Origin of the sequence: Methylacidimicrobium sp. AP8 (assembly GCF_903064525.1) — a bacterium.
Classification (GTDB): Bacteria; Verrucomicrobiota; Verrucomicrobiia; order Methylacidiphilales; family Methylacidiphilaceae; genus Methylacidimicrobium.
In genome coordinates, this window is record NZ_LR797830.1 from 1,733,262 (window position 1) to 1,745,642 (window position 12,381).

17 protein-coding genes are annotated in these 12,381 nt (G+C 64.7%); 6 read left to right on the forward strand and 11 right to left on the reverse strand.

Annotated features, from left to right (window positions below; translation table 11 throughout):
* Window positions 1–7: 7 nt before the first annotated feature.
* The gene (locus MTHMO_RS08050; RefSeq protein ID WP_202214315.1) at window positions 8–394 is read left to right on the forward strand and encodes a hypothetical protein; all 387 of its coding nucleotides are present in this window, start codon (window positions 8–10) and stop codon (window positions 392–394) included.
* Between the two features lie 5 nt (window positions 395–399).
* A complete protein-coding gene (locus MTHMO_RS08055; RefSeq protein WP_202214316.1) occupies window positions 400–786 on the forward strand; it encodes a DUF488 domain-containing protein in 387 nt (128 codons plus the stop codon).
* Here MTHMO_RS08055 and MTHMO_RS08060 read toward each other — a convergent pair.
* The 6 genes from MTHMO_RS08060 to MTHMO_RS08085 form a co-directional block, all read right to left on the reverse strand.
* On the reverse strand, window positions 783–1,478 hold the full coding sequence (locus MTHMO_RS08060) for an HAD family hydrolase (protein ID WP_202214317.1): 696 nt from the start codon (window positions 1,476–1,478) through the stop codon (window positions 783–785). The two genes, MTHMO_RS08055 and MTHMO_RS08060, sit on opposite strands and share 4 nt — an antisense overlap.
* Before the next feature lie 5 nt (window positions 1,479–1,483).
* The gene (locus MTHMO_RS08065; RefSeq protein ID WP_237394847.1) at window positions 1,484–2,128 is read right to left on the reverse strand and encodes a histidine phosphatase family protein; all 645 of its coding nucleotides are present in this window, start codon (window positions 2,126–2,128) and stop codon (window positions 1,484–1,486) included.
* A 3-nt stretch (window positions 2,129–2,131) separates the two neighbouring features.
* A complete protein-coding gene (gene tkt, locus MTHMO_RS08070; protein ID WP_202214318.1) occupies window positions 2,132–4,189 on the reverse strand; it encodes a transketolase in 2,058 nt (685 codons plus the stop codon).
* Window positions 4,190–4,439: 250 nt separating this feature from the next.
* Window positions 4,440–5,396 (reverse strand): AAA family ATPase, encoded by a 957-nt coding sequence (locus tag MTHMO_RS08075; protein WP_202214319.1) that lies wholly within the window; start codon window positions 5,394–5,396, stop codon window positions 4,440–4,442.
* 23 nt (window positions 5,397–5,419) lie between these two features.
* Window positions 5,420–5,839 carry a ribulose bisphosphate carboxylase small subunit gene (locus MTHMO_RS08080; RefSeq protein WP_202214320.1) on the reverse strand — a complete coding sequence of 140 codons (420 nt, stop codon included), beginning with the start codon at window positions 5,837–5,839 and terminating at the stop codon, window positions 5,420–5,422.
* A gap of 23 nt (window positions 5,840–5,862) precedes the next feature.
* On the reverse strand, window positions 5,863–7,317 hold the full coding sequence (locus MTHMO_RS08085; protein ID WP_202214886.1) for a form I ribulose bisphosphate carboxylase large subunit: 1,455 nt from the start codon (window positions 7,315–7,317) through the stop codon (window positions 5,863–5,865).
* A gap of 434 nt (window positions 7,318–7,751) precedes the next feature.
* Here MTHMO_RS08085 and rplU point away from each other — a divergent pair, with 434 nt between their 5' ends.
* From rplU to MTHMO_RS08105, 4 genes are all read left to right on the forward strand, one after another.
* Window positions 7,752–8,081 carry a 50S ribosomal protein L21 gene (gene rplU / locus MTHMO_RS08090; protein ID WP_202214321.1) on the forward strand — a complete coding sequence of 110 codons (330 nt, stop codon included), beginning with the start codon at window positions 7,752–7,754 and terminating at the stop codon, window positions 8,079–8,081.
* Between the two features lie 8 nt (window positions 8,082–8,089).
* A complete protein-coding gene (rpmA, locus tag MTHMO_RS08095) occupies window positions 8,090–8,344 on the forward strand; it encodes a 50S ribosomal protein L27 (RefSeq protein WP_202214322.1) in 255 nt (84 codons plus the stop codon).
* Between the two features lie 64 nt (window positions 8,345–8,408).
* Window positions 8,409–9,494, forward strand: a complete 1,086-nt coding sequence (gene obgE / locus MTHMO_RS08100; RefSeq protein WP_202214323.1) for a GTPase ObgE — start codon at window positions 8,409–8,411, stop codon at window positions 9,492–9,494.
* Window positions 9,491–9,844, forward strand: coding sequence for a hypothetical protein (locus MTHMO_RS08105; RefSeq protein WP_202214324.1), 354 nt, complete (start codon window positions 9,491–9,493; stop codon window positions 9,842–9,844). The genes obgE and MTHMO_RS08105 overlap by 4 nt, the downstream gene beginning before the upstream one ends.
* A 23-nt stretch (window positions 9,845–9,867) precedes the next feature.
* On the opposite strand, the gene MTHMO_RS08110 is transcribed toward MTHMO_RS08105, so the two are convergent.
* The 5 genes from MTHMO_RS08110 to rpsP form a co-directional block, all read right to left on the reverse strand.
* Entirely contained in the window at window positions 9,868–10,284 is a 417-nt protein-coding gene (locus tag MTHMO_RS08110; RefSeq protein WP_237394848.1) for a YraN family protein, read from the reverse strand.
* Entirely contained in the window at window positions 10,266–10,883 is a 618-nt protein-coding gene (locus MTHMO_RS08115; protein ID WP_202214325.1) for a ribonuclease HII, read from the reverse strand. Before MTHMO_RS08115 ends, MTHMO_RS08110 begins: the two co-directional genes overlap by 19 nt.
* A gap of 157 nt (window positions 10,884–11,040) precedes the next feature.
* A complete protein-coding gene (gene rplS, locus MTHMO_RS08120; RefSeq protein WP_202214326.1) occupies window positions 11,041–11,379 on the reverse strand; it encodes a 50S ribosomal protein L19 in 339 nt (112 codons plus the stop codon).
* Window positions 11,357–12,103, reverse strand: a complete 747-nt coding sequence (trmD, locus tag MTHMO_RS08125; protein ID WP_237394849.1) for a tRNA (guanosine(37)-N1)-methyltransferase TrmD — start codon at window positions 12,101–12,103, stop codon at window positions 11,357–11,359. Before trmD ends, rplS begins: the two co-directional genes overlap by 23 nt.
* Entirely contained in the window at window positions 12,100–12,378 is a 279-nt protein-coding gene (rpsP, locus tag MTHMO_RS08130; protein ID WP_202214327.1) for a 30S ribosomal protein S16, read from the reverse strand. The genes trmD and rpsP overlap by 4 nt, the downstream gene beginning before the upstream one ends.
* Window positions 12,379–12,381: the final 3 nt, after the last annotated feature.

Here is a 12,381-nt window from a genome sequence, read left to right on the forward strand (position 1 = left end):
TAGAAACATGCGTATCGCCCTGATTGGTTGCTTGGGCTTTTTCCTCGCAGCAGGCCTCCTGATTGCGCAACCGCCCGAGGAGTCCGGATCCGTCGGCGCGCCGCCTCCCTCCGCTTCGGCGCCCCACCGGATCGAAAAGAGGCCGGTCGTCCCGGCACCCCGCGAAAAAGCGAGGAAACCTGGGGAAGCGCAGCCGCCCAAGCTCAAAGGAGTCGTTCCGGAAGGCATACGGAACGGCCCGAACATGATTAATCCGCTGGCGCCTAAAGAGTACGGATACGGACGCCGTTTCCTCTCGAAATCTCCGATGACTCCGCACATCCCGTACTCCGCAGGCATGACCGAAGTGATGACCCCGGGAGGCGGGCTCGAGCTGTTCACCTGGGAGTGGTAGCGGTTATGCCCGCTCGAGTCCGAATCCGGCGCGTCTATGAGGCTTTAGGGGAGCCAGAGGGCTATCGCGTCCTGGTCGACCGGATTTGGCCTCGGGGCCTTTCCAAGGATAAAGTCCCTTTCGATCGCTGGGCGAAGGATCTTGCCCCCAGCCCGGAGCTTCGGAAGTGGTTCTCCCATGACCCTAGCCGGTGGGAGGAGTTCCGGATCCGCTATCGTCGTGAGCTGGCCTCTCGCGAAGGGGAGCTGCAGGATCTCCTGCGGGCGGCCGGTCAGCGCCCTCTGACGCTGCTTTACGGCGCTCGGGACAAGGAGCACAACCAAGCGGTCGTGCTGCGCGAGGTGCTGGAGGAGCTGGCCGCAGGCTCTCGAAGCTTTTCGGCTGCGGATTAGGCTGCCGGCATCTCCCGGTCCAGCCGCTCGAGCGAATAATCGGCGAAGCTGGCTCCTCTCCAAAGCGCTCCCGTAAAATCCTGGTCCGCCGTGTAGTCGTTGTAGATGATCACGCAGGGCATGCCCGCGGCGCGCGCGGCGCGCAATCCCACGGCCGAGTCCTCGATCGCCAAAACCCGCTCGGGCCGGAATCCCCACTCCGCGAGGCATCGCCGGTGGAGCGGAGCATCGGCGGCAGTCTTGCGCCCCGATTCCTTTCCCAAGATCGGAGAAAACCAGCCCGCCTCCTCCGGCAGGTGCAGCGCCAGCAGCGCCCGGATCTGCTCCTCGTCGCTTGTCGAGACGATCGCCTGCCGGATCCCCCTTGCCTGCGCATCCTGGATCCATCGCCGCACTCCCGGCCGAAGCCGGGTATAGGGAAGAAAGCGTTCAAGATAGATTTCCCGCTTGAGCTTGCCGAGCTTCTTGGCCGTTTCCTCGAGACCGCTCGGCGGCGGGCGAAGGGCTTCCAGCGCCCGCCTCATGCGCAGCTCGTTTCCCGGAATGGCCAAAAGGCTTTGAAACTCTTTCCAACTCCACGAAATCGGCAAGCCCAACGCCGCAAAGGCGGCGTTGCAGGCCGGGAGATGCCCCTCCCTCTCGGTCAGGGCGATCGTCCCGTCGAGGTCCCAGATCAGTCCGTCCCAACGCACAATGCTTACCGGCAAAGGCTTCGCAGGAGAGACGACGGCAGCTCGGAGGGGATCGTCGACTCGACAATCTCCCCGGCGAAGCAGGAGAGCGGCAGGTCGAAGACCGCGCAGTGGAGGAGCGCGCGGATATACTTGTGGAGCACCAGCAGCACTCCCCGCTCGGGCCTACCTTCCAACGAGCAGAGAGCCTCGACCACGCGTTTGCGTGCGCTGCCGAGATCCTCTCCGCCGATCGGTAGAAGAGAGACCTGGGAGGGATCGGCCAGCCACCGGTCATATTCCGCAGGCTCCCGGGCCGAGAGGTCCGCATGGGTGTGGCCCTCCCACTCGCCCATGTTCAGCTCGATCCACTCGGGCCAAACCTCAACGGGTACCCCCAGCGCCTCCCCGTAGATTTGGGCCGTCTGCCGGCTGCGGGCCAGCGGACTCGCAAAGATCCGGTCAATGGGAAGCCCGCGCAGGAGCGCACAGTTGGCCTTGGCTTCCGCGATCCCCTCCTCGCAAAGAGGGATATCCGTTCGTCCCTGTATCCGCCGCTCGAGGTTCCAGGAGGTCTTGCAATGTCTGGCCACGAAGACCCGGGGGAACCGAGCGCCCCGATCCCCAGCTCGGGGCGCTTCCTCCACCGCCGCGCTTTGGTTTTTGCTCAAGCCTCACCCTCGTCGGGTCCGTGCCAAGGTGCGGCGGGCTGCCTCCGCAACCGCCTCCCCCGTCAGGCCGAACTCCTTGTAGATAGTCGCGTACGGAGCCGAGGCACCGAAGTGGTCGATGCCGACGGCTTCCCCTTCCGGCCCGATCCACCGCGGCCAAGCCATCGTCACTCCGGCTTCGACCGAGACCCGGGCCCGGATTGCGGCGGGCAGCACCTGGTCCCGATAGGATTGGGGCTGCTGCGCGAAGAGTTCCCACGAAGGCAGGGAGACCACCCGGGAGCGGATCTTCTCGGCCGAAAGAAGATCCCGGGCCGCCAGCGCAAGCGCTACCTCGGAGCCCGTAGCGATCAGGATGACCTCCGGATCCTCATCCCCGACGAGCACGTATCCACCGCGCCTCGCCTCCGAGGCGGGGGCCAAGCGGCTCCGGTCAAGAACCGGCAACGCTTGACGCGTCAGGATCAAGGCCGTCGGGCCGTCTTTCCGTTCGATGGCGACGCGCCAGCCTTCGGCAGTTTCCGTAGCATCGGCGGGACGGAAGACCACAAGGTTGGGGACGGCGCGGAGCGCGGTCAGCTGCTCTACGGGCTGATGGGTCGGACCGTCTTCCCCCAACCCGATGCTATCATGGGTAAAGACATAGACCACCGGCACCCGCATCATGGCGGCGAGCCGGATGGCTGGCCGCATGTAGTCCGAAAAGATCAGGAAGGTTCCGCCATACGGGCGGATTCCTCCGTGAACCGCCATCCCGTTCATGATGGCGCCCATCCCATGCTCGCGGACTCCGTAATGGATATATCCGCCCTCGAAATCTCCCGGCCGGATCGCCTTGACTCCCTTCGGCAGGGTGTTGTTGGACGGGGTCAGATCCGCCGAGCCGCCAAGCAGATAGCCGACCTTCTCGAAGATTCCGTTGAGGACCGCGCCCGAAGCGGCGCGCGTCGCCAGCGGCTTCTCGACTGGGAAGTGCGGCATCCCCTGATCCCATCCCGGCGGCAGGTCGCGGCGCAGGGCCATCTCGAACCGCTCCGCTTCCCGGGGAAACTCCTTCCGGTAGCCGGCTAAGGCCTCCAGCCAGCGGCTCCGCTCGGCCTGCCCTCGCTTGGCCGCAGCACGGAAGAAGCTCCTCACCTCTTCGGGAACATAGAAGGTCTGATCGACCGGAAGACCGAGGCGCGCCTTCGCCAGCTTCACTTCTTCGGCTCCCAAAGGCTCGCCGTGGGCCTTGGCGGTGTTCTCCCGGTTCGGGCTCCCGAAGCCGATGACGGTCCGGCAGGCGATGATGGTCGGCCTCTCCTCCTGGGAGGTGGCCCAGGTCAGCGCCGATTCCACTTCGGAGCGGTCGAGCCCGTTGATTCTCCGGACGTTCCAACCGTAAGCCGCGAAGCGGCCGAGAACATCCTCGCTAAAGGAAAGCGAAGTCGGCCCGTCGATGCTGATGTGGTTGTCGTCGTAGAGCACCACAAGCCGGCCCAGCCGTAGATGGCCGGCAAGGGAAGCCGTCTCGTGGGAAATGCCCTCCTCCAGATCGCCGTCGCTCGCGATCACGAAGGTCCGGTGGCGGACGATCTCGTAGCCCGGCCGGTTATATTTTCCGGCCAGCCACCGTTCGGCGAGCGCCATCCCGACCGCGTTGGAGATCCCCTGGCCCAAGGGGCCGGTTGTCGTCTCCACACCCGGGGTGTGGCCGTATTCCGGATGGCCGGGGGTACGGCTTCCCCACTGGCGGAAGCGCTCGAGCTCCTCGAGCGGTAAATCGAAGCCGCAAAGGTGGAGCAGGCTGTAGAGCAGCATCGATCCGTGTCCGGCGGAGAGAACGAATCGGTCGCGGTCCGGCCATTGCGGGTCGGCCGGATCGAAGCGCAGGAAGCGGGTCCAGAGAACGACAGCGGCATCGGCCATCCCCATGGGCATGCCGGGATGGCCAGAATTCGCCTTTTGGACCGCGTCCATCGCCAGACCGCGAATGATGTTGGCAGCGAGCGCGGCCAGACGGTCTTCCTCGGATGCAGGTGACGAGCTGGGAACAACTGGGGGATTTGTCGTGCTACTCATTTTCCATCCTTTTTCTAGCGAGTTGTTGTTGTCGGCGAGCTGGAGGATCAGGCTTCGACCGGCGCCGGGCAGGCAAATCGGTGACACCCCCCCTCTTCAGCTCGGAGCAGAACGTTATGCCGAGGAAGCGACCCGCTTAACGCGAGCGTCGGGCTTGGCCACGGCCCACCGTATCGGCCGTATAGCTCCGCCCGCAGGCGGTGTCAAGCCGCGGCGGGCTCTTTTCCCAACCTTCCTCGAACGGGTCCGGTCACTTCTTTCCGCCCGTTGCGGCCTGCCCCGCTTCCGGCTCCACGAAGACCCGGCTCTGCCGGATATCCGACTCGTCGATCCGCATGAGCTCCTCCGCGGAAACCTTGCCCCCGGCGGCGACCAACCGGGCAGCCTGCCGCAGCTTGATGCGGTCGATCGCATTGCGCACGCTCCGCGCGTTGGCGAAGAGCGGCTGCTTCCGCCGGAGCTCGAGGTATTCCCGGAACGCTTTTGCGGCGGGCGGATCGAAAAAGTAGCCCTGCGACCGAACCATCAGCTCTCCGATCGACACCAGCTCCTCGAAGGTGTAATCGGGGAAGTCGATGTGATGGGCGATGCGGGAACGGAGGCCCGGGTTCGAGGCGAAGAAGGCCGCCATCCGGTCCCGATACCCCGCAAAAATCACAACCAGGTCGTTGCGATAATCCTCCATCGCCTGCAAAAGAATCGCCACCGCCTCGATCCCATAGTCGCGCTCGCTCTCGGGCCGATAGAGGGAGTAGGCCTCATCGATGAAGAGAACCCCGCCCATCGCCCGCTTGATCGCCTCCTTGGTCTTCGGGGCGGTATGGCCGACGTACTGGCCGACCAGATCGTCCCGGGCGGCAACGACCAAGTGGCCTTTCCGCACGTAGCCCAGCCGGTGGAGGATCTTGCCCATCCGCATAGCTACCGTGGTCTTCCCGGTCCCCGGCGAACCGGTAAACGACATGTGCAAGGTCGGCGGCTGGGTCTGCAGACCGACGGAGCTCCGCAGCCGCTCCACCAGGAGAAAATCCGCGATCTCCCGAACCCGGCGCTTGACCGGCTCCAAACCAACGAGCTCGGCGTCGAGTTCGGCCAGAATCTCCTCGACCCCGGAGCCCCCGAGCGCCTGATCGATATCAACCAATCCACCGCCGGCAGCGGCCGCCAGCGAGGCGGCCGCCTGGGGTGTCTTCCCCTCTTCTTCCATGGCTGTCGAGGTTCGCCTCCCTCCTAATTATACCGGTGGCCGGGAGGCTTCTGGGCGGCATAAGGCCGGGCCGTGTAGCGGATCTGCCTGTCCGCGACCTCCATCCGGTCGAGGAAGAACCCCGGCTCCTCCTTCGGCCGCTGGACCAGGAAGGAGAGCATCGTCGTCTGGTACCCTTGCTGCCGGTTGTAGCCGTTGATCCGAATGTACTCGTGCGGATGGGCCTTCCGGCATTCCGCCAGCTCGTGCATCACTCCCGCCGCGTCCTTCAAATCGAACATCGGCAGCCCCCACATCTCCCAGTAGACGTTCCGAGGATGCGGGTCGTCGGTGAACTCGATGCTCACCGCCCACCCGTTGCGCAGGCAGTACTCCACCTGCGCCCGGATCTGCTCGTCGGTGAAATCCGGCAGGTACGAAAAGGTCCCTTGTGTCAGTCTCATCGCTTTTTTCTCCTTCTCCTTCCTTACACCAGCTCCGGAGTCGCCACCGCATCGGGTACGTCGGTCGATTCGAACTCGAAGCTCACGTCCTTCCACACCTCCAGCGCCTTCTTGAGCGAGGGCGAATGGCGGGCGGCCTTCTCCAGGATTTCCGGCCCTTCGTGCAGGTAGTCCCGGCCTTCGTTGCGTGCCTGGATCATCGCCTCCAGCGCCACCCGGTTCGCGGTCGCGCCGGCCGCAATCCCGTCCGGATGCCCGATGGTCCCGCCGCCGAACTGCAGGATGCAGTCCTCGCCCAGGTAGTGGAGCAGAAGGTGCATCTGCCCCGCGTGGATCCCGCCGGAAGCCACCGGCATCACCGCCGGCATCGAAGCCCAATCCTGCTCGAAGTAGAGCCCAAGCGCGGGTTCCGCTTCGGTCCTGTCGCAACGCAAGGTCCGATAGTAGCCCTGCACCGAGTGGACATCCCCTTCCAACTTGCCGACGACCGTACCCGCATGGATGTGGTCGACTCCCGCCAGACGCATCCACTTGGCGATCACCCGGAAGTTGACCCCGTGGCTCTTCTGCCGGGTGTACGTGCTATGGCCCGCCCGGTGGAGGTGAAGCAACAGGCCGTTCCTCCGGCACCACTTGGCCATCGACTGGATCGCCGTGAAGCCGGCGGTCAGATCGACCATCACAATCACGCTTCCCACCTCCTTGGCAAATTCGGCCCGCTCGTACATCTCCTCCATTGTCGCCGCGGTCACGTTGAGGTAGTGCCCCTTGATCTCCCCCGTCTCCGCCTGCGCCCGGTTGACCGCCTCCATGACAAAGAGCCACCGGTCCCGCCACCGCATGAAGGGCTGGCTGTTGATGTTCTCGTCATCCTTCGTGAAGTCCAGGCCCCCGCGCAGCGCCTCGTACACCACCCGTCCGTAGTTGCGCGCGGAAAGCCCCAGCTTCGGCTTGACCGTGGCGCCAAGCAGCGGCCGCCCGTACTTGTTCAGGTACTCCCGCTCCATCATGATCCCGTGCGCCGGCCCCTGGAAGGTCTTGGTGTAGTGGGGCGGAATCCGCAGGTCCTCGAGGCGGAGCGACTTGAGGGCCTTGAAGCCGAAAACGTTGCCGATTATCGAGGAAGACATGTTCGCGATCGAGCCCTCCTCGAAGAGATCCAGGTCGTAGGCGATGTAGGCGATATACTGGTCGGTCCCCGGCACCGGGTCCACACGATAGCACTTGCCCTGGTAGTGCTCGTAGGCGGTAAGCCTATCGGTCCAGACCACCGTCCAGGTAGCCGTCGAGCTCTCCCCGGCGACCGCCGCCCCCGCCTCCACTGGCTCGATTCCGGGTTGCGGCACCAGCCGGAACGCCGCGAGAATGTCGGTATCCTTCGGCTTATAGTCCGCATTGTAGTAGCCCATTTCCGCATACGGGGTCACCCCCGCCGACCAGCGGCTCTTCTTCTGCCCCTGTCCATCGTGCTTCACCATCGCCATAGCTAGTTCTCCTGTTCGGTTTCCGGCCGGACGCTTTCTTCCCGCCCCGGCCGCATCTCTTCTGCTTATACCGCAAGCTCCGAAATCATGCGACTTGATTGTTTTTATTCTATCGATAGGAATTATAAATGACCGTGTAACCGTTGCCGCTCGCGGAGCCTGGTGGGTCTCCTCGCAACGGGCGGCGGCCGGAGGTCCGCCCGCCGGTCCGAGCGACGCACGGCATGGTAATGTGCTGGACAGCTTCTTCGAAATGCCTATGATTGCCCGACGACTTGCTCGCCGCGGTTGAAGCCGCGGGGTTCCGGCAACCCGCGTATGGCCGGATCGAAGACGGCTTCTCCGTCGCGGAACGGGCCGAGTCGCGTCCGTAGCGTCCTACAATATCGGGTAGGACAGCCGGTCGGAGGGGAGTAGATCGGAGGAATATGACTGCAGTAATTCGCGCCGGCGGGAAGCAGTACCGAGCCGAAGAGGGAGCCATCCTCGAAATCGAGCTTCCGCACAAGGGCCTTGCCGCCGGAGAGAAGGTGACCACAGAAGAGGTTCTCCTCATCGAGACCGACGGCGAAACCCAAGTCGGTACGCCCCGGGTGGCGGGAGCTAGGGCGGTGCTCGAAGTCCTGGGGGAGATCCGGGCCCCGAAGGTCGTGGCCTTCCGCTACAAGCGCCGCAAGGGTTACCACCGGACGGTAGGCCATCGCCAGCGCCTGGCGCGCGTACGCGTCGTGGAGATCGCCCTCGACAAGAAAGGATAACTGAGCGCATGGCACACAAAAAAGGACAGGGAAGCACGCGGAACGGGCGCGACAGCAACAGCAAACGCCTGGGAGTAAAGCGCTACGGCGGAGAGCGTGTCCGCAGCGGCAACATCTTAATCCGGCAGCGGGGCAACCGCTTTCACCCGGGAGAAAACGTCGGGCAGGGACGCGATTTCACCTTGTTTGCACTGATCGACGGTATCGTGCATTGGGACCGTCGGAACCGTAAGGTGCGCGTCGAGCCCGAGGCTCTTGCCTGAAAGCGGCCGGCACCGCGTCCTAGCGATCGGCTTGCGCGCCCGGCGGGCGGGGACGGAGAATCCCATGTTTGTCGACCGAGTGAGGATTTTCGCAAAGGCGGGAGACGGCGGTCGCGGGTGCGTAAGCTTCCGGAGGGCTCCTCATGAGCCGCGTGGCGGCCCGGACGGGGGCGACGGAGGGAAGGGAGGAGACGTCGTGCTCGTCCTCGATCCGCATCGTGACGATCTCTCGCATCTCTTGCTCTCCCCCCACCAGATCGCTCCGAACGGACGGCCGGGCATGGGTGCGACCAAGGCCGGGCGCAAGGGGCCCGACCTCGTTCTGCCGGTCCCGCCCGGCACGGTGGTGAGCCGGATCCGCAGCGCACCGGAGCGGGGATCCAAGCTCCTCCCCCTGCCGGCGCATGATGCGGAGCTCGATCGGGTCGTCGACATGGCGCCGCCGATCGAGCGGTTCGTTCTCTGCCGCGGAGGCCGCGGCGGATGGGGCAATTGGCACTTCCGCGGCCCTCGGAATCAGGCTCCTCGGCATGCCGATCCCGGCCGACCGGGGGAGTCCGGGCAATTCGTGCTCGAGCTCAAGCTGCTTGCCGACGTCGGGCTCGTCGGGTTTCCGAACGCGGGGAAATCGAGCTTGCTGCGCCGGCTCACCTCGGCAGAGCCGAAGGTTGCCGACTACCCCTTCACCACACTTGCGCCGATGGTCGGCGTCCTCGAATGGCCCGACGGCTTTCGGCTCACCGTAGCGGACATTCCCGGATTGATCCGGGATGCGCACCTCGGAAAAGGGCTCGGAGACGAATTTCTCCGCCATGTCGAGCGGTGCCGGCTCTTGCTTATGGTCCTCGACCTCTCCGGAGCCAAGCCGATGGACGATTTCCTTCTGTTGCGGCGAGAGCTGGAGTCCTACGGCCGCGGGCTTTCCGAGCGGCCGTTCTTGATCGTGGGGAACAAGACCGACTTGCCGAGAGCGCGGCGGGCCGCCGTGCGCTCCACCCGCGCCGACGGAAGCAACCTCGTTCTTGTCTCGGCCTTAACCGGAGAGGGTATCACCGAACTCATCTCCGCGTTGCGAAAAGAGCTGACTCGGAACCCTCGCCAGGCGCCTTGCGCCGCAGCCGCCAGCCTATCGGCCCAGGACAGCGAATGAAAGAGGTCGCCCGGTGGCTGATCATCTATGGGCTGGGACTTGTCGCTCTGGGGACCACCGGGTACCTCTCCAATCCGAAAAAGGCGAAGACCGCCCTCTACTCCGGGGGAGGCTTCGGAGTCATCACGATCTGCCTCGGCATCCTGACCCGCCGCGGGGTCTCCTGGGCCTTGCCGACAGCCTTTCTCCTGGTAGCGCTCTTTTCCCTTCTCTTAATATGGAGATCGACCGTCGTCTGGAAAGCGGTCGCGGCTGGAGAAAGAAGAAAGACGTTCGTGGGGGCGCTGCTTGCGCTGATGCTTCTTTTTTCGATCATCCTGCTCCCATACCTCTTTCTCGCTTGGCCTTGAGCAAGTTCTCCGGAAAGCGCCGGTCAGAGGCTAGGCGGACCGAAGGCATCCGGCAGGTGCCGCAGCTGCGCTTTTCCCGGCGCCCGCACGAGCACCTCGACAATGTCGAAGCGGTAGGTGATGTCGGCTCGTCCCAACTCTTCCAGATAGCTGTAGGCGGCCCGCACCAGGCGCGCCCGTTTTCCGGCATCGACCGCCTCAAACGGTTCTCCATGGTTCGTCGAGCTCCTGGCCTTCACCTCGACGAAGACGAGGATGCTCCCATCCCGGCAGACAAGATCGATCTCCCCTCCCCCGATCCGCACGTTGCGCAGCAAAACCCGGTAGCCCTTGCGGCGCAGGAACCGGGCGGCTTCCCGCTCGCCCCACTTTCCCAGGTCGAGCTCCCACGGCCGCGATCGTGGGAAGAGCCGGCGCATGTTCAGGCGCCGCGGTCCCACGGGAGATCGGGCGACCAATCCGCGGAGAGCCGGCCGAGGAAGCTGCGCCGGTGAATGGGAGTGGGGCCGTGACGCCGTAGCGCCTCCCAATGGCGCGCCGTCCCGTAGCCCTTGTGGCGGGCGAAGCCGAAGCGCGGGTGCTCCTGATCGATCTCGGCCATCCACTGGTCGCGCCTGACCTTAGCCAGGATCGAAGCCGCGGCGATGCAAGCGCACCGGCCGTCACCGCCGACGACCGTGAGGACAGGGACGTCCAGAGGCGGAGCCTCCCGCCCGTCCACCAGCACGATTCCCGGCCTCCGGGCCAAGGCGAGAACGGCTCGGGACATCGCGAGCATACTCGCCCCAAGGATGTTCCAGCGATCGATCTCCTCCACGGCGGCGAAACCGACCCCGTAGGCGACGCCCGGCAAGCCTACGATCCAGCGGTAGACTTCGGAACGGCACCGGGCATCGAGCCGCTTGGAATCGTCTAGCTTCGGATGGAGCCGGATCGCCGGAGGCAGCATCACCGCCGCGGCGACGACGGGGCCCGCCAGGGAGCCGCGGCCGACTTCGTCCACGCCCGCAGCGGGCTCCAAGCCTTGCCCGGCCAGCATCCGCTCGAGCCGCCGGTCTACTCCCCGAGCTCTCGATCGGGACGCCGGCGCCGCCTTCCGCACCGAATCAGTATGCGGTTCGCGCCGTTCCGGAGCAAGCCCGGAGCGGATGGGAGAAAAAGGAAAGAGGGAAGGGAAAGGCCGGAAGGCCCGCCGCCTATCTCCGCCCCAGGACGGCATCTTTGCCCTTCCTGCTCCGCAGATAGTAGAGCTTGGCCCGCCGCACCTTTGCGCTCCGTTCCACCTCGATCTTTTCGATCCAAGGGGAGTGGAGGCGATAGATGCGCTCGATTCCTTCCCCGTAGCTGAGCCGGCGAACGGTGAACGCAGCATGAATTCCCCGTCCCTTGCGAGCGATCACGATCCCCGTAAAGACCTGAATGCGCTCCTTGTCGCCCTCGCGAATGCGCGAGTGCACCCGCACGGTATCGCCGACCGCAAAGCGGGGAAGCTCTTTCTTGAGCTGCTCCTGCTCAATCCGCTCGATCACGTTCATGGCTCTTTCCTTTTTCTTTCTTCTCCCACAAATCCGCTCTCACACGCCGGGTCTTCTCCTCGGCCATGCGCAGGCGCCATCGCCGGATCGCTTCGTGATCCCCGGAGAGGAGGATTTCCGGCACCCCCAACCCACGGAAGAGGGCGGGCCGAGTATATTGCGGACCCTCAAGCAGAGCATCTTCGAACGATTCCTGCAATACCGATTCCGCATTTCCCAAGACGCCGGGAAGCAGACGAGCGACCGCGTCGATAATGGCGAGCGCGGCCACAGCTCCGTTGGCCACGACAAAATCTCCGATCGAAATCTCCTCATCGACCCAATGGTCGATCACCCGCTGATCGACCCCTTCGTAATGGCCGCAGACGAAAATCAGCCGGGAAGCGCGCGAAAACTCCCAGGCCATCGCTTGATCGAAGGTCCTTCCTCCCGGCGAAAGGAGCAGGACGCGCGCCTTCTCCGCCATCGCTTGGACCGCCTCGATGGCTTCGACCAGCGGCTCACACTTGAGCACCATTCCCGGTCCGCCGCCATAGGGTCGATCATCCACGGTCTTGTGCCGATCGCGGGCATAGTCGCGCAACTGGTGGACCCGAAGGACCAGCTGGCCGCTCCCGATCGCCCTTCCCAGTATGCTCTCCCGCGCCGCCGCCTCCAGGAGCGCGGGGAACAGGGTGATGACATCGATCCGCACGACTCTCCCCCCCCCGCGAGAAAGGGTCACGACGCCGCCGGGGAGTCTCCTTTCCGCGCGGTAGGTGCGCGCTGAGCCGTCTTCACGATGTGCGCAACGGTCTCGCTCATTTGCGCTCCCTGCTGTCTCCAAAATTCGATCCGGTCGAGCTTCACCTGAACCCCGCCTTCCTTCAGGAACGGATCATAGGTTCCGACCGCCTCCAGGAACTTGCCGTCCCGGGCTGCACGCCGGTCGGCGACGACAATGCGAAAAAAGGGCCGGTTCCTGCGCCCTTCTCTCCGTAAACGAACGACCACTGCCATATG